At 60.9% G+C, this 15,216-nt stretch carries 16 protein-coding genes; 9 read left to right on the top strand and 7 right to left on the bottom strand.

The features are described 5' to 3' along the window. Window positions 1-182 precede the first annotated feature (182 nt). From KCX70_RS13555 to queF, 3 genes are all read left to right on the top strand, one after another. Window positions 183-1,115, top strand: a complete 933-nt coding sequence (locus KCX70_RS13555) for an ABC transporter ATP-binding protein (RefSeq protein ID WP_212617859.1) — start codon at window positions 183-185, stop codon at window positions 1,113-1,115. Further along, window positions 1,112-1,891 carry an ABC transporter permease gene (locus tag KCX70_RS13550; RefSeq protein ID WP_021208577.1) on the top strand — a complete coding sequence of 260 codons (780 nt, stop codon included), beginning with the start codon at window positions 1,112-1,114 and terminating at the stop codon, window positions 1,889-1,891. The genes KCX70_RS13555 and KCX70_RS13550 overlap by 4 nt, the downstream gene beginning before the upstream one ends. A gap of 81 nt (window positions 1,892-1,972) precedes the next feature. Then, on the top strand, window positions 1,973-2,803 hold the full coding sequence (queF, locus tag KCX70_RS13545) for an NADPH-dependent 7-cyano-7-deazaguanine reductase QueF (protein ID WP_212617858.1): 831 nt from the start codon (window positions 1,973-1,975) through the stop codon (window positions 2,801-2,803). An 84-nt stretch (window positions 2,804-2,887) separates the two neighbouring features. Here the strand turns inward: queF and KCX70_RS13540 are convergent, their stop codons facing one another. Continuing rightward, window positions 2,888-3,154, bottom strand: coding sequence for a DUF4404 family protein (locus tag KCX70_RS13540; RefSeq protein WP_021208579.1), 267 nt, complete (start codon window positions 3,152-3,154; stop codon window positions 2,888-2,890). 216 nt (window positions 3,155-3,370) lie between these two features. Between KCX70_RS13540 and KCX70_RS13535 the strand changes: the two genes are divergently transcribed. Then, window positions 3,371-4,069, top strand: coding sequence for an MlaA family lipoprotein (locus tag KCX70_RS13535; protein ID WP_021208580.1), 699 nt, complete (start codon window positions 3,371-3,373; stop codon window positions 4,067-4,069). Between the two features lie 79 nt (window positions 4,070-4,148). Here the strand turns inward: KCX70_RS13535 and KCX70_RS13530 are convergent, their stop codons facing one another. Continuing rightward, window positions 4,149-4,448, bottom strand: coding sequence for a PilZ domain-containing protein (locus tag KCX70_RS13530; protein ID WP_102852070.1), 300 nt, complete (start codon window positions 4,446-4,448; stop codon window positions 4,149-4,151). Window positions 4,449-4,651: 203 nt separating this feature from the next. On the opposite strand from KCX70_RS13530, the gene rssB reads away from it, so the two are divergent. Further along, window positions 4,652-5,836, top strand: coding sequence for a two-component system response regulator RssB (gene rssB / locus KCX70_RS13525; protein ID WP_021208582.1), 1,185 nt, complete (start codon window positions 4,652-4,654; stop codon window positions 5,834-5,836). Next, a complete protein-coding gene (gene rssC / locus KCX70_RS13520) occupies window positions 5,833-6,315 on the top strand; it encodes an anti-sigma factor antagonist RssC (protein ID WP_021208583.1) in 483 nt (160 codons plus the stop codon). Before rssB ends, rssC begins: the two co-directional genes overlap by 4 nt. 123 nt (window positions 6,316-6,438) lie before the next feature. Here rssC and tal read toward each other — a convergent pair whose 3' ends face one another. Together tal and dusA are read right to left on the bottom strand one after the other, a co-directional pair. Continuing rightward, complete coding sequence (gene tal / locus KCX70_RS13515; RefSeq protein ID WP_212617857.1) at window positions 6,439-7,359, bottom strand: transaldolase; 921 nt, start codon at window positions 7,357-7,359, stop codon at window positions 6,439-6,441. A gap of 123 nt (window positions 7,360-7,482) precedes the next feature. Then, a complete protein-coding gene (dusA, locus tag KCX70_RS13510) occupies window positions 7,483-8,487 on the bottom strand; it encodes a tRNA dihydrouridine(20/20a) synthase DusA (protein WP_102847329.1) in 1,005 nt (334 codons plus the stop codon). Between the two features lie 425 nt (window positions 8,488-8,912). Between dusA and KCX70_RS13505 the strand changes: the two genes are divergently transcribed. Together KCX70_RS13505 and KCX70_RS13500 are read left to right on the top strand one after the other, a co-directional pair. Further along, window positions 8,913-10,130 (top strand): helix-turn-helix domain-containing protein, encoded by a 1,218-nt coding sequence (locus KCX70_RS13505; protein ID WP_212617856.1) that lies wholly within the window; start codon window positions 8,913-8,915, stop codon window positions 10,128-10,130. Window positions 10,131-10,164: 34 nt separating this feature from the next. After that, complete coding sequence (locus KCX70_RS13500; protein WP_212617855.1) at window positions 10,165-10,791, top strand: DUF5074 domain-containing protein; 627 nt, start codon at window positions 10,165-10,167, stop codon at window positions 10,789-10,791. A 75-nt stretch (window positions 10,792-10,866) separates the two neighbouring features. On the opposite strand, the gene KCX70_RS13495 is transcribed toward KCX70_RS13500, so the two are convergent. After that, window positions 10,867-11,910: a hypothetical protein gene (locus KCX70_RS13495; protein WP_212617854.1), complete on the bottom strand. Its 1,044-nt coding sequence runs from the start codon at window positions 11,908-11,910 to the stop codon at window positions 10,867-10,869. A 269-nt stretch (window positions 11,911-12,179) separates the two neighbouring features. Between KCX70_RS13495 and KCX70_RS13490 the strand changes: the two genes are divergently transcribed. After that, window positions 12,180-12,368, top strand: coding sequence for a hypothetical protein (locus KCX70_RS13490; protein WP_212617853.1), 189 nt, complete (start codon window positions 12,180-12,182; stop codon window positions 12,366-12,368). Window positions 12,369-12,581: 213 nt separating this feature from the next. Here KCX70_RS13490 and KCX70_RS13485 read toward each other — a convergent pair whose 3' ends face one another. Then, complete coding sequence (locus tag KCX70_RS13485) at window positions 12,582-13,670, bottom strand: polysaccharide biosynthesis/export family protein (protein ID WP_021208590.1); 1,089 nt, start codon at window positions 13,668-13,670, stop codon at window positions 12,582-12,584. Between the two features lie 570 nt (window positions 13,671-14,240). Continuing rightward, window positions 14,241-15,164, bottom strand: coding sequence for a GDP-mannose 4,6-dehydratase (locus KCX70_RS13480; protein ID WP_102847334.1), 924 nt, complete (start codon window positions 15,162-15,164; stop codon window positions 14,241-14,243). Window positions 15,165-15,216: the final 52 nt, after the last annotated feature.

Genomic DNA, 15,216 nt, shown 5'->3' with positions numbered 1-15,216 from the left:
GTCGACGCGATGGGTACTCGATAGTGACTGGCGATACGCTTGCGAGTTTCCCGAATGACCGAAACGCCGTTGCGCGTTACGCTATCCCGGCCAGGCATTTACCGCATTGGCGCCACGCGTGTTGCAATTGCGCGGTGTCGCCCTTATCTACTCTGAACCTCTCTGCGTTGTGTGCATTCCTTATGAGTACTGCTCTATCCATTCGGCAGTTGACGAAAATTTACGGAAACGGCTTCGAGGCGCTCAAGGGTATCGACCTTGACGTGGCCGAAGGCGATTTCTTCGCCTTGCTGGGCCCCAACGGTGCGGGCAAATCGACGACCATCGGCATCCTCTCCACGCTGGTGAACAAGACGGGCGGCACGGTGAATGTGTTCGGGCACGACCTGGACCGTGACCCCGGCGGACTCAAGCGATGCCTGGGCGTGGTGCCGCAGGAATTCAACTTCAACCAGTTCGAGAAGGCGTTCGACATCCTGGTAACCCAGGCGGGCTACTACGGCATCCCGGCGAAGATCGCCAAGGAGCGTGCTGAGCAGTACCTCAACCAGCTCGGGCTGTGGGACAAACGCGATGTGTCTTCGCGCATGCTGTCCGGTGGCATGAAGCGCCGACTGATGATCGCCCGGGCACTGATTCACCGTCCGCGACTGCTGATCCTCGATGAGCCGACCGCAGGCGTCGATATCGAGTTGCGCCGCTCGATGTGGTCGTTTCTCACGGGACTGAATCGTGAAGGCATCACCATCATTCTCACCACCCACTACCTGGAAGAGGCCGAGCAGCTGTGCCGCAACATCGGAATCATCGACCACGGGCAGATCGTCAAGAACACCAGCATGCGCGAGCTGCTCAAGCAGCTTCACGTCGAGACCTTCCTGCTTGATCTGAAAGAGTCGCAACTGGTGCCGCCGGACCTCGGCCCCTATCCGGCGAGGCTGGTCGACCATCACACGCTGGAGGTGCAGGTCGACAAGAGCCAGGGCATCACGGACCTGTTTCGTATGCTGTCGGCGCAGGGCATCGAGGTGTTGAGCCTGCGCAACAAGACCAACCGGCTCGAGGAGCTGTTCGTTTCGATGGTCGAAAACAATCTACCCAAGGGGGCCAAATGAACGCTGAATTCCGGCCCAATCTGGTGGCGCTGCAAACCATCGTCCATCGCGAAATACGCCGCTATACGCGGATCTGGCCCCAGACTCTGCTGCCTCCGGCGATCACGATGGTGCTGTACTTCGTGATCTTCGGAAACCTGATCGGCTCGCGAATCGGTGAGATGGGTGGTTTCACCTATATGGAGTACATCGTGCCGGGGCTGATCATGATGTCGGTGATCACCAACTCCTACAGCAACGTGGTTTCCAGCTTTTTCAGCAGCAAGTTCCAGCGTTCCATCGAGGAGCTGCTGGTGTCGCCGGTGTCTCCGCATGTGATCCTTATCGGTTTTTCGCTAGGCGGCATCACACGTGGTCTAGCCGTGGCGCTGATCGTCACGCTGTTGTCGATGTTCTTTACCGATCTGCAGGTGCATCACTTGGGCGTCACCTTGCTGGTGATTACCCTGACCTCGACGATTTTCGCCCTGGGCGGCTTCATCAACGCAGTCTATGCGCGCAACTTCGATGACATATCCATCATCCCAACCTTCGTATTGACGCCGCTGACCTATCTGGGTGGGGTGTTCTACTCGATCAATCTGTTGTCGCCGTTCTGGCAGACACTGTCGCTCGCCAACCCCATCCTGCACATGGTCAATGCCTTTCGTTACGGCATTCTCGGCGTGTCGGACATCCGCATCGGAGTCGCGATCAGCTTCATGGCGGTCGCCGCCGTGCTGATGTACCTGTTATGCATCAGGCTCCTCACCAGCGGCCGCGGAATGCGTCAGTAATCCGCCCGCAACGGGCAATGGCGATGATAAACGTGGCGGGAACCGATACACTTGCGGTCATTTTTCGTACAGGTTCCCGCCATGCAACACCCCGCCGAACTCTCTCCGCTGGGCAAATCCAGCGCCTATGTCGCGACCTACAGCCCTGAGCAGCTCTTCCCGATCCCTCGGGCGCCGAAATGGGCCGAACTCGGGCTGAGCGCCGACACCTTGCCCTATCGCGGCGTCGATATCTGGAACTGTTACGAGCTGTCCTGGCTGCTGCCGTCCGGCAAACCTGTCGTCGCGATTGGTGAGTTCAGTATTCCGGCGGACTCGCCGAACATCATCGAGTCCAAGTCATTCAAGCTCTATCTCAATTCGCTGAACCAGTCGGTATTTGATAGCCGCGAGGCGCTGGCAGAGGTGATGGCGCGGGATCTGTCGGCCGCAGCGGGCAAGCCGGTCGGCGTGCGCCTGCGGACGCTGGAGGAAGTGGCGCAGGAGGGGGTTGTCGTGCCGGCGGGGCAGTGCATCGACGAACTGGACGTCAGCATCCAGCACTACGATTCACCACGGCCGCAGCTGTTGAGCTGTGATCCTGAGCGTCAGGCGGAAGAGTGGATTCACAGCCACCTGCTGAAATCCAATTGCCCCGTCACCGGTCAGCCGGACTGGGGCACGGTCGCCATCGGCTATCGTGGCGCGGCGCTGGATCATGGCAGCCTGTTGGCCTATCTGGTGAGCTTCCGCCAGCACGCAGACTTTCATGAGCAGTGCGTCGAGCGAATCTTCCTCGACCTGCAGCGCGTGCTGCACCCGGAGTGGCTAAGCGTTCACGCGCGCTATGTGCGTCGCGGCGGGCTGGATATCAACCCGTACCGCAGCACCGAGACGCGGGGGCTGGGCAATGGGCGTCTCGTAAGGCAGTAAGCGACCGCAACCGAGGGGGCAGGATGGGCACGGCTGGTTCGTGCCGCTTCCCGTCCAGCCTCCTACGCTTCTCTCGGCTTCTTTTTATATGCCCATGTTCGCCAGCGTCTGCATGATGTTGCGCAGTGTCATCGCAGTGTTCGGATGGCTGACCTCGAACCGCTCGACTGCCAGATTGACGCCGTCGACCAGCGAATCGTTCTGCTCCACCATACCCTCGTTGGCCAGGCGAAGCTCGATGTCATGGGCTATCGCTTGCAGCGACGCGCGCTCTTCTTCCGACAGCGGTGCGTCCTGGGCCAGCTGACTACGCAGCTCGGCAAGCTGCGACTGCAGATCATGTTCCGGCATGTTGCTTCCCTCGATATTTTTCGGGCGGCGAGTTCGCCAGCGCTCGATATGAGCAAGGTTAAACCAGCGGGCTGGGCTTGTCCCAGCTTTGAGAAGCGGACGTCGGCGAAGTTCGTCGCCCGCGTGTCTGTCGGCTGCCGGAACGGTGCGGATTAGATTTATACTTCAGCGCTTTGTAGGCAGATGCCACCATTTCGGAACGAGGGGAAGGCCGCGATGCATATGATCGGCAAGGATTGGGTCGGATATTTCAAAGTCGTCCTGGTGGGCGCGCTGGCTGTGTTCGGCGCATCCCTGCAGGCCGCTGAAGAGGATCCCTGGGAAGGGGTGAACCGTACGATCTTCCGTTTCAACGATACGGTCGATACCTACTCGCTCAAGCCATTGGCGCAGGGCTATCAGAAGGTCACGCCGGATTTCCTCGAAGATGGCATCGGCAACGTGTTCAGCAACCTGGGCGACGTGGTGGTGCTCACCAACGACTTGCTGCAAGGCAAGGTCCGCGACGCTGGTATCGACACCAGCCGGATCCTGTTCAACAGCACGTTCGGCGTGCTGGGCTTCTTCGACGTCGCGACCCGCATGGGGCTGCAGAAGAACGATGAGGATTTCGGCCAGACGCTAGGTGCGTGGGGCTTGGGTAGCGGGCCCTATGTGGTACTGCCGCTTCTGGGGCCGAGCACCGTGCGTGACGCCGCCGGGCGCGTACCCGATGCGTTCCTGCAGCCGTATCCCTACATGGACCACGTTCCTACTCGAAACGTGACCCGAGCGATCAATGTGGTGGACTTGCGCGCCGGCCTGCTTTCGGCCGAGAAAATGATCACGGGGGACAAGTACATCTTCGTTCGTAACGCCTATCTGCAAAACCGCGAGTTCCGTACCCAGGATGGCCAGGTCGAAGACGACTTCTGATCGTTGTCGCCTCGGCCGGTTGTCAGCCCCTCGAGGCGAAAAGGGCACGACATACCTCGCCAAAGGCGACGCACGTGGCTTAGTTCATCGAAAGGATGGCCAGTCCCAGGCTCTGCCGGCCATCTTCATGCGTACCGACCCGGACCACCTCGGTTTCGGCGTCCAATCCTTTGAGTTCGCTGTGTTCCGAGGGGATATGCACGCTCACCTTGTCGCCCATCTGCAGGTTGGTGGCGGCGAGGACCTGCATGCCGGTACTGGAAAGATCCAGGCATACGCCCTCATGGCGCTGGCTGCCCTGTGTCAGGGTGATCGCGGTCTCGATCTGCATGCGAATGAAATCGCGTTTCTCGCTGTAGTCCCGATCGCTCAGGGTCATTTTTTCGTCCTTTGAGTTCTGGTTGCGTTCGTTCTTATAGCGCCCGCCAATTCGGTCTGTAAAGCACAGCCGGAGCGGCGGCGCCTGGCTTGAAACGCCGAACGTATGGGAGTACCGTCTGCGCCTTGAAAAGATCCCTTGCCCAGCGCTTGCGCGGGGCTGATGCTTTCGCCAACGTCCTGGCGATACCGCCTGGTAGGAACATGCACAACCCAAGCGCGACGCTGCTGATCATTGATGACGACGATGTGGTACGAGCCAGTCTGGCCGCCTATCTGGATGACAGTGGTTTCAAGGTGCTGCAGGCGCCTAACGGGCCGCGAGGCATGGAACTGTTCGATGCCGAACATCCAGATCTGGTGATCTGCGATCTGCGCATGCCGCAGATGGACGGACTGGAGTTGATTCGCCTGATCAGCGAACGCCAGGTCGATCTTCCGGTTATCGTCGTTTCTGGCGCTGGCGTGATGAGCGATGCGGTCGAGGCGTTGCGTCTGGGGGCGGCTGACTACCTGATCAAGCCGCTCGAAGACCTGGCGGTGCTCGAACATTCGGTCCGTCGAGCGCTCGACCGCTCACGGTTGCGTCTGGAAAACCGGCGCTATCGCGAACAGCTGGAAACGGCGAATCGTGATCTCCAGGCCAGCCTGCATCTATTGCAGGAAGACCAGGACGCCGGCCGGCAAGTGCAGATGAACATGTTGCCGGTTACACCGTGCGGCCTCGATGATTTTCAGTTCGCCCATCAGATCATCCCGTCGCTTTACCTCTCCGGCGATTTCGTCGATTACTTTCGGGTAGACGAGCATCGCATCGGCTTTTATCTGGCCGACGTATCCGGGCATGGCGCTTCCTCGGCGTTCGTCACCGTTCTGTTGAAGTTCATGACCACGCGCTTGCTGTATGAGTCCCGGCGGGGAGGGGCGCTGCGAGCGTTCAAACCGTCCGAGGTGCTCGACCACATCAACCGCGGGCTGATCAACTGCAAGCTGGGCAAGCACGTAACCATGCTGGGCGGGGTCATCGATCAAGAGCGCAATATCCTGCATTACAGCATTGGCGGGCATCTCCCGATGCCAGTGCTCTATACCGGCGGTGCGGCCAGATATCTGGAGGGGCGTGGGCTGCCGGTTGGCCTGTTCGTCGAAGCCACCTACGATAATTACGAGATCGAGCTGCCGGACTCGTTCAGCCTGACCCTGCTTTCCGATGGCATTTTGGACCTTTTGCCGGGAGAAACCCTCAAAGATAAAGAAGCAGGTCTGCCTGGGCTGATTTGCGAAGCTGGCGGTACGCTGGAAGGATTGCAGCGAGTGCTCGGCCTGGCCGATCTGGAGGATATGCCCGATGACATCGCGTTGCTGGTATTGAGCAGGAACCTTGCATGAGCACTGGCAAAATCCAGTTCGCCGAGCAGGATGGCACCTTCATCCTGAAATTTGTCGGCGAGATTCGACTGACGCTATGCTCGGCGCTTGATGCAACCATCGAGAAAATTTTTTCATCACTGAATTTCTCGGCGATTGTGATCGATCTTACCGAAAGCCGAAGCATCGACAGCACGACGCTGGGGCTGCTTGCCAAATTGTCCATTCTGTCCCGGCAGAAGATCGGCATGCTGCCCACCCTGGTGACCACCCACGCCGATATCACCCGGCTGCTGCAGTCGATGGGTTTCGATCAGGTGTTCAATATCGTCGATCAGCCGTTGCCATCGCCCGAGCAACTGGCCGATTTGCCCAGCCAAGATCAGTCCGAAGACGTCGTCAAGACCAAGGTGCTCGAGGCTCACCGTATTCTGATGAGCCTCAATGACTCCAACCGCGAGGCCTTTCGTGACCTCGTGACCGCTCTGGAGCGATCCTGAATCAGGCGTGGCAAAAGGTGTCGTGAGCCAGCGATCGTCTGTTCAATTTTTGTTCATTTTGCTGCGCATTTGCCGTCGGGCTGCGTTACCGCTGCGCCCGACCGCAAGATGCATTCGCTCGACTCAGGACGCTAGCAGCGCTTCAAGCTTTTCCTGATCGCGGGCGAACTGACGGATGCCTTCGGCCAGCTTCTCGGTTGCCATCGGGTCCTCGTTCAATCCCCAGCGGAAGGCGTTCTCGTCCAGCGTAACCCGTGGCTCGGACGCGCGCCCAGGCGACAGCTTGCGCTCGAGCGGCCCTTCCGTCTGGGCCAGCTGGCTCAGCAACTCCGGGCTGATAGTGAGGCGGTCGCAGCCTGCCAGCGCTTCGATCTGTCCGGTATTGCGGAAGCTCGCGCCCATCACGACGGTCTGATAACCATGGGCCTTGTAGTAGTCATAGATGCGGCTGACCGACTGCACGCCTGGATCTTCATCGCCAACATAGTCGCGGCCTTCGTGCTTCTTGTACCAGTCGTAGATGCGCCCAACGAACGGCGAGATGAGGAACACGCCGGCATCGGCGCACGCCGCTGCTTGGGTAAAGCAGAACAACAGGGTCAGGTTGGTCTGGATGCCTAATTTCTCCAATTGCTCGGCGGCACGGATGCCTTCCCAGGTAGCGGCCAGCTTGATCAGTACGCGATCCCGCGAGACGCCCGCTTCCTCATACAGCCCGATCAGGCGTTCGCCGCGCCGAATCATCGCCTCGGTATCGAAGGAGAGTCTTGCGTCGACCTCGGTGGAGATGCGCCCGGGGATGAGTTTGAGCACTTCCTGCCCTACCGCCACGGCAAACAGATCGCAGCCCAGCCCGATGTCGCCGGCGCAGCGGGACATCGCTGCCTGCAGGTGCTCCGCGTAACGGGGCAGGGCAGCCGCCTTGAGCAGCAGGGAGGGGTTGGTGGTCGCGTCTACCGGCTGCAGACGGGCGATGGCATCGAGGTCTCCGGTATCGGCGACCACGGTGGTGAACTGCTTGAGTTGTTCCAGTTTGGATGTCATGGGGCGCTCTATCCTCTGAGTTGACCTGACCTTACCCGAGGTCCCCGAGCCACTCAACGGGCGCAGAGGCGGGCGGACAGGACTTGGATTGAAAATGATCCCGGGTGTTCCTTGGTCAATGATTCAATGCCCTTCGAGCAGGCTGGTCGCTTGATCCAGCAGCGCCAAAGGCTCCTTGCTCTTGTGTATGTCGACCGAGAGCAGTTGGCGGAAGCGTCGAGCCCCCGGGAAACCCTGGCCAAGCCCTAGCACGTGACGGGTGACGTGATGCATGGCCCCGCCCGCGTCCAGGTGTCGTTGGATATAGGGTCGCATCCGTCTCAGCGCCTCGGCACGACCGATGATCGGCTCGCGGCTCCCGAACAGCCTGGCGTCCACCTGCGCGAGCAGATAAGGATTGTGATACGCCTCTCGGCCGAGCATCACGCCATCGAAGCGCTGCAGATGCGTTTCGCACTCTTCCAGCGTCTTGATGCCACCGTTGAGGATGATTTCCAGGTCCGGAAAGTCTTCCTTGAGCCGGGCGGCGACGTCATAGCGCAGCGGCGGCACCTCGCGGTTCTCCTTCGGAGACAGCCCTTCGAGGATGGCGATCCGGGCGTGCACGGTAAAGCTCCGGCAACCGGCTTCACGTACCTGACCGACGAAATCGCAGAGCTCGGCGTAGCTGTCGCGCCCGTTGATACCGATCCGGTGCTTGACCGTCACCTCGACTCCGACCGCATCGCGCATCGCCTTGACGCAATCGGCTACCAGCGCCGGGTGGCCCATCAGGCAGGCGCCGATCAGGTTGTTCTGCACGCGATCGCTGGGGCAGCCCACGTTAAGGTTGACTTCGTCGTATCCCGCCGCTTCGGCCATTCGCGCGCAGGCAGCGAGGTCGGCAGGGACACTTCCACCAAGCTGCAGCGCCAGGGGATATTCCACCTCATCGTGACGCAGGAAGCGCTCGGCATCGCCATTGATCAGCGCGCCGGTGGTCACCATTTCGGTGTAGAGCAGGGCGTGCCGGGACAGCTGACGCAGAAAGAACCTGCAATGCCGATCAGTCCAATCCATCATCGGCGCCACGGAAAAACGGCGGGACAGTGACGGGTTGGCGGTGGCTGGCTTGGAGCTGAGATTCATGCGGTATTCCGGTGGGATTCGAATTTACCCGGCGTTGCAGCGCGGCAGGTCCACCGCGCAACGAGAAGGCGGGTGGACGCTGGTTAATCCTGGATTCGAATCCAGGAAAATGGTGAGCAAGTTTATCAGAGAGCCAAACCTGCGCGGGTGGTGGCTACCGTGCCTCGCTGTTGTGCGGCTAGCAGCCGCCTTGGAATCAGGATGCTGACGGGTATTGATGTTGGCTTGCTCGGGTTTCAGACAGCGTCTCGAGGTTCAGCTATGGTGCAGAGAGCGAGCGGCCAGGCCGAGGTTGAGGCTGCGTGATGCTCACCGGGCGGGGCGGATGCTTGCCGCACACCTGCTCTATGGAGGTTGGCTGGGAAATGCGCGTAGGGCAGCGAAACATCGGACCGGGTCCCGACCAGAGTGGTGTTCGGATAGCGATGGACGCCTCCGCCCAGGCTGCGGCGGCCGCGCTTGCCGTAGGTGATCCGCTCGGCGCGCTTAAACGGATCGCCCTGCGCGACGACGCAGCGGCTCTCGCGCTTCGCGGCATCGCCATGGCCCAACTAGGCGAATTCGTGCGCGCGAAAGCGCTGTTCAGAACCGCCGCGAATGCCTTTGGAACGGACGAACCGGTGCCGCACGCTCGGTGCGTCGTCGCCGAAGCCGAGGTGGCGCTGGCATCGCGCGACCTTGGCTGGCCGGAACGCTCGCTCGCCGACGCGAGGGTAACGCTCAAGGCGCATGGCGATCAGGCCAACGCCACCTACGCGCGACTACTGGAACTGCGTCGCTGGCTGCTGATCGGCCGCATCGAGGAGGCAGAGCGGGCGCTTCGTGAGCTGGACCCCGCTGGGCTGGGCCCGGCGTCGAAGGCGATCTACGAGCTGATCATCGCGGGCATGGCACTTCGTGATTATCAGGCTCGAACGGCGCGCCAGGCCTTGGCCCGGGCAGCGCATGCTGCGAAGCGCTCAGGTATTGCGGCGCTGGATGCGGAACTGCAACGCGCGTCCGCTATTCTGGACATGCCCGCGGCGCGGCTGATCAGCGCTGCCTGCGAACGGCTGGTGCTGCTGGATGACGTGCAACGCATTCTGGCCTCTGGATCGGTCGTCGTGGATGGGTGCCGTCATGTCGTGTCCCAGGCCGGTAACTGCGTGTCCCTGGCCAAGCGCCCGGTGTTGTTTGCCTTGGCGCGAGCGCTCGCCGAAGCGTGGCCGGACGACGTATCGCGGCACACGCTTATCGCACAGGCGTTTCGTTCCCGGACTGCCGACGAATCACACCGGGCCCGGCTGCGCGTGGAAATGGGTCGCCTTCGGGCGCTGCTGGGAACGCTGGTCAGTGTGACAGCAACCAAGCGAGGCTTCCGGCTGGTGCCGTTCGATGCAAGCGACGTTCTCGTACTGGCCCGTCCCGTCGAAGGGCGACATGCGGCGCTGCTGGCATGTCTCGCGGATGGCCATTGCTGGTCGAGTTCCGGCCTGGCTTTCGCACTCGGTATCAGTCAGCGTTCGGTGCAACGCTCGTTGGACACGCTGGCGAGCACGGGCAAGGTGGAGTCAATCGGCACCGGCAGGTCGCGTCGCTGGATGGCGCCACCAATGCCAGGTTTCGCGACGATCTTGTTACTCCCTGGGGCGACGCTGATGTGAGTAGGATTTCTCCACCTACCAAGGAGGAAGCGCAATGAATCGATCAACAGCTCAAATCACTCGCGAATATGGTCCTTTCGCCGGCGTCGACAGCGTACACGGCGTCAGTTACGACGGGCGCCACGTCTGGTTTGCCAGTGGCGACAAACTGCACGCGCTCGACCCGGCGAGTGGTCAGACCCTGCGTTCGTTCGACACCCGCGCGGATGCCGGAACGGCCTTCGATGGCCAGCACCTGTTTCAGATCTCCGGCGACCGCATTCAGAAGATCGACCTGGACACCGGGGCCGTGCTCGCCTCGATTCCGGCGCCTGACGACGCGTCGGGTCTCGCTTGGGCTGAAGGATCGCTGTGGGTAGGGCAGTATCGCGGCCGAAAAATCTATCAACTGGACCCGCAAACAGGTGCGGTGCAGCGCACCATCGAGTCCAACCGTTTCGTCACCGGCGTCACCTGGGCGGAGGGCGACCTCTGGCATGGCGTCTGGGAAGAGGGCGAGAGCGAACTGAGGCATATCGATCCGGCAACCGGGGAAGTGCTGAGCACCGTGGAAATGCCCCCGGACATCGGTGTATCGGGCCTCGAATACGACGGTAATGGCGGGTTCTTCTGCGGCGGTGGTGGCAGCGGGAAGCTGAGAGCGGTGCAGCGTCCGCGCTAGCTTCGATGATCCGCGTTAACTGCTGGAAAGCCCAGCGCCGGGCTTTCCAGCTCGCTCATGCCCTCGGGGTTGTCATCATTGCTGGACGACGCTGGCCAGGTTGCCACTGCCGTTCTGGACGATGCTGGCCGAAGCACCCTGATACGTCAGCGTCTCCTGTCGCAGGATCGCCTGGTTGCCGTCACCGGACTGGCTGATCAGCGCCTCGTGGTTATGAAAACCCTGATAGGCGTCGATCAGGTTGTCCGAGCCGATCTGCGCGATGTCCAGACTGTTGTCGTCACCGACCTGCGATACCGCTACCTGGTTATCGTTACCCTCCGAATAACCGTCGATCCGCGAGCCATGCCCACTGAAATGGGCGGTCAGCTCGTTGCCCGCGCCCCGCTGGGCATAGTTCAGCAAGCTGTGGCCATCGCTGGTGTTGATCTGTGCGAGGTTGGCGGTGCCGGACTGTTGCAGCATCACATCGCCGGCTGGGTAGCGTCCCGATGTCTGATAGATGTTGGCCTGATTGGCCACACCGTCCTGTTCGACCGTAGCAGTCCCGCCGCCGATGCCCGCGCTCAGCTGCTGCAGCTGCACCAGGTTCTGCGCGCCGGTCTGCTGGATGTCCGCCATGCTGAAGCCGGTCTGGTCGACATGCACGGTGTTGTCCTGACCTAGGGAAACCACGTCCAGCTGGTTGTTCACCCATGTCTGCCGGGCTTCGAGCTGGTTGCCGCTGCCCTCCTGGCGAACGCTTGCCGTTGCGACAAGATCGCCCAGGTACTGCAGCTGCTCGATGTAGGCGCTATTAGAATCGCCGGACTGCGAGATTTCCGCGCTGGCAAGGCCGGAGGAGCTTGCATGGACCTGATAGACCTCGGCGGCGTTGTATGTGCCGGTCTGCTCGATGCTGGCCTGGCTTCCTTTGCCCGCATCGCCTGATTGGTCGGTCAGCGCATCGTTGGCCGTACCGTTCTGGCGAATGAAGGATCGCTGCATCGTGCCGCTTTGTGTCTGCTGCGCGATGTTATCGGTGCCGATCTGTTCAATCTCTGCGAGTTGCTCATTGGCCATGAGGGTGCCGCTTGTCATCAACAGGAGTGCGGCAGCGAGAGGAGTCAGCTTGGACATTGGAATCTCCCATTCTCAGTGGATAGGGCTCCGTACACCAAGAAGCGAAGCAATGAGATTGTTGTTGAGTTGCCCCGGCCTCGGTATAGATCGAAGGGATCAAATGGCCACAAGTACGGGATTAGTACCGGAGCGCTCTGAGGCTCGAGCTTAGCGTTGGGCTTGCTGCCCGGGCAGCTTCGCTGCTCCGACCACTGGTGCGCACCAATCGCTTTCATCAACGCTCGATATCTGCAGGGGCCATTGGGGGCCTCGCTGCGAGGTGATGCATGCAAGTCGAAATGATGATGGGCGCTGCAGTATTGGCCGCAAACGACTCCGAAGCGGATACGCCGCTCCCGGGGGATCCCGATGGCGCGAGCATAAACGACACGCCGATGTCGGACCCCGAGGATGCAGGGCTCAGCGATGAAGACATCGATATGTTCGAGGATGATCCGAGCATCCCGACGGAGTAGGCGGGGCAATCGGTGTTCGTTACGCCAGGCGTTCGGGCATCACGCTCTCGCCTGGCGACGAAACGTTAGCTCGGTGGACAGCGGGGGCCAGCTGCAGGTTGTCTTTCGCGGGGCCGCTGCCGTCAGCTGAGCTGAAACGAAAAACCGCAGCCGTCCGAGGGATGGCTGCGGTTCTGTTGCCAGGCCAACATCGACCTGAACGGCGTTACCCGATCAGCGGTTGAACGCGGCACCGGTGCCGACAACGGTAGCCGACGGCAGCAGTTGGCTGATGAAGCGGTTCCAGCGAGTGATGCCTGCTGGCCCGACGAAGACCACGTCCTGCGGCTGGAGCGGGAAGCTCTTGGCCAGTGCAAAGGCGGTCGGCGAAGCGGCGTTCAGCTGGAAGACCTTGGCCGGCTCGGTGGCGATATTTTCAGCTCCGCGGATCACGTAGACCGCTTCGCCGTCGGCAGTATCCTGGCGAATGCCGCCAGCGGTGCCGATCGCGTCCATCAGGTTGTAGCTCGAAGCCTTGAAGTTGACCGCTTGCGGTTGAGTAACCTCACCCAGTACGTAGATCTTCTTCTGGTCGTTGTAGGGCAGGTGAAGCTTGTCGCCATCCTTCAGGTACACGTCGTTCAGCCAGGAATCCGGACGGTTCAGGTCGTCAAGATTGAGCATGTACTCGCGGCCGTCGCGCTTGAGGATCAGGCCGGAGAGGTCAGCCGTAGCGGTATCGACGCCCGCCTGGCCAATGGCCTGGACCAGGGTCATCGGAGAGGTGGTGACAGGCACCTCGCCGGCGGTGTTGAACGCACCCGACAGCACGACGCGCTGGCTGCCATAGCGCAGCAGGGCTACGTCGACTTGTGGGCTATCGATGTAGTTGGCCAGGCGACGCGCGATCTGGGAGCGCAGCTCTTCGATGGTGCGGCCGGCTGCTTCGATATTGCCGATGTAAGGATAGAACAGGGTGCCATCCGGGCGGACCAGGCGGCCGTTGGCGTCCAGCTGCTGTTGTGGGCCGGACGGCGCGGTCAGCTCGGGGTGATCCCAGACGGTGATGTAGAGCAGGTCATTTGGGCCGATGCGGTAGGCTTCGGGTTTGAAGTCGAGCAGCTCCTGTTTGCTGGAGGTGCCCCGGTCGGAAGACAGTTCGCCTTTGAGGATATCGGGCGTGATGCGGATCAACTGTACATTACCGTCCTGCGATTTCGCGCCGTCCTTGAACTCATCCGGGTCAAGGTACTGACCGGGCGAAAACACACATCCCTGGAGCGCCAGAACGGAAGAGAAAGCGAGAGCAAATATTGGTTTCATGGTTCTTCATCCTTGACGGAATAGTTGTTTTTACGAAGTGAAACGGCGGGATTCACTTTTAACTGAAGGTCGAGCTGGTTGATTCGTCCGCGGCACCTGATGGGTGACCAGTTCGAAATGCCTGAAGACGATCCAATCGGCCGTTCCTGTTGTCGCTACCGCAAAGCCCCGGAAGCAGTACGTCTCCGACGTGGATTCGAGGACCGTTCCGTGTGAGTGATGGTTCGGTTAGCTCAACCCGTCCTCGCCTTTGGCAGCATTCGGAACGGGCGCCTTGCTGCTCACAGTAGCCATAGACCGCTCCGTTTCACTGGGGTTCAAGGCAGTGCACATAAATGACGCCGGTCTCGGCCGCAGGTTGGTCGATAGCTCAGCTCGGGCTGTCTAGCGCGCTAGCTGGCCGATTCGATGCGCAATTCGGCTGCCACACGCTTGCTCACATGAGCTGTGGGAGATGCATGGGTAGCGGTGTAGAACGTGATCGGCGACGCCATGACGGTCGGGGGCCGGCTACGGATGCTGCCTGGGCAAAGCCGGGCCGGTCAGGTCGCCATGACCGGATGACGGTTATCAGAGCCGGTCAGCTGGAGCGCGGTATTCAATCATCCAGCGCAACGTTTCCTTCAGTTCGATCTGCGGAAGGTCGCCAATGAGCGAATCCAGCTTGGTGCGACAACCAAACAGGTTCTTTACGTCTGCACTGCGCACGAACGCCGGATTGACCCGGACTTCCATGCGATGGTCGGAAATGGCTGCGGCCTGCTGCAGTACGTATTCGAGGGTGTACGCCGAGCCCGAACAGATATTGACGGTTTCGCCAACCGCAGCGGGCGTTTCGAGCAATCGTCGATACGCCTGGACGACCTGCCGGACGTCGCAGAAATCGCGCGCGATATCCAGGTTGCCCAGCTCGATGACATCGGCACGACGGCGGGTATGCGCGACGATCTTGGGGATCAGAAACTGTTCGGCCTGCCCGACACCGGTGTAGTTGAACGGGCGCGTAATGATCAGTGGCAGCCTGCCGACGTACAGTCTCGCCAAAAACTCCATGGCTGCCTTGCTCACCGCGTAGTCATTGGCCGGAGCAAAGGGCGATGACTCGTCCAGTACCCCTTCGGTCGCATTGCCGTAGACATTCGCGCTGCTCGCCAGCAGAACGCCCTCGACACCCGTGGCGGTGACCCGGAGCGCTTCGAGCAAATGACGCGTACCGAGCAGATTGGCGTTGTAGATGGCATCCGCATCGGTATGCGCGACGAACGACACCGCAGCCAGGTGCACCACATAGGTGGGGCGGATTTCCAACAGGAGGGTTCGCAGCGTTTCGGCATCGTTCAGCGCACAACAGTGAATGGCCGAAACCGCCGAAGGCAGCTCGTCTACGGGGCGACGATAGCTGAGGCCGTGAACTTCGTAGCCGTGGGCTGCGAGTTCTTCTGCCATATAGCGGCCGGTAAATCCGGTGACGCCGGTAATCAGCACTTTGCGCATGATTTTCCCGATAGGATGAATTCCAATTTCAGCGGAGCGCTCCATCCCAGAT

Origin of the sequence: Stutzerimonas stutzeri (assembly GCF_018138085.1) — a bacterium.
Lineage (GTDB): Bacteria > Pseudomonadota > Gammaproteobacteria > Pseudomonadales > Pseudomonadaceae > Stutzerimonas > Stutzerimonas stutzeri_AI.
Note: the sequence above shows the minus strand (reverse complement) of the source record. Positions and strands in the feature narration are given on the sequence as shown.

Bases quoted from the DNA above. Each gene is read 5' to 3' on its own strand.
- KCX70_RS13555 (WP_212617859.1), top strand. From the start codon at position 183: ATGAGTACTGCTCTATCCATTCGGCAGTTGACGAAAATTTACGGAAAC.
- KCX70_RS13550 (WP_021208577.1), top strand. From the start codon at position 1,112: ATGAACGCTGAATTCCGGCCCAATCTGGTGGCGCTGCAAACCATCGTC.
- queF (WP_212617858.1), top strand. From the start codon at position 1,973: ATGCAACACCCCGCCGAACTCTCTCCGCTGGGCAAATCCAGCGCCTAT.
- KCX70_RS13540 (WP_021208579.1), bottom strand. From the start codon at position 3,154: ATGCCGGAACATGATCTGCAGTCGCAGCTTGCCGAGCTGCGTAGTCAG.
- KCX70_RS13535 (WP_021208580.1), top strand. From the start codon at position 3,371: ATGCATATGATCGGCAAGGATTGGGTCGGATATTTCAAAGTCGTCCTG.
- KCX70_RS13530 (WP_102852070.1), bottom strand. From the start codon at position 4,448: ATGACCCTGAGCGATCGGGACTACAGCGAGAAACGCGATTTCATTCGC.
- rssB (WP_021208582.1), top strand. From the start codon at position 4,652: ATGCACAACCCAAGCGCGACGCTGCTGATCATTGATGACGACGATGTG.
- rssC (WP_021208583.1), top strand. From the start codon at position 5,833: ATGAGCACTGGCAAAATCCAGTTCGCCGAGCAGGATGGCACCTTCATC.
- tal (WP_212617857.1), bottom strand. From the start codon at position 7,359: ATGACATCCAAACTGGAACAACTCAAGCAGTTCACCACCGTGGTCGCC.
- dusA (WP_102847329.1), bottom strand. From the start codon at position 8,487: ATGAATCTCAGCTCCAAGCCAGCCACCGCCAACCCGTCACTGTCCCGC.
- KCX70_RS13505 (WP_212617856.1), top strand. From the start codon at position 8,913: ATGGACGCCTCCGCCCAGGCTGCGGCGGCCGCGCTTGCCGTAGGTGAT.
- KCX70_RS13500 (WP_212617855.1), top strand. From the start codon at position 10,165: ATGAATCGATCAACAGCTCAAATCACTCGCGAATATGGTCCTTTCGCC.
- KCX70_RS13495 (WP_212617854.1), bottom strand. From the start codon at position 11,910: ATGTCCAAGCTGACTCCTCTCGCTGCCGCACTCCTGTTGATGACAAGC.
- KCX70_RS13490 (WP_212617853.1), top strand. From the start codon at position 12,180: ATGCAAGTCGAAATGATGATGGGCGCTGCAGTATTGGCCGCAAACGAC.
- KCX70_RS13485 (WP_021208590.1), bottom strand. From the start codon at position 13,670: ATGAAACCAATATTTGCTCTCGCTTTCTCTTCCGTTCTGGCGCTCCAG.
- KCX70_RS13480 (WP_102847334.1), bottom strand. From the start codon at position 15,164: ATGCGCAAAGTGCTGATTACCGGCGTCACCGGATTTACCGGCCGCTAT.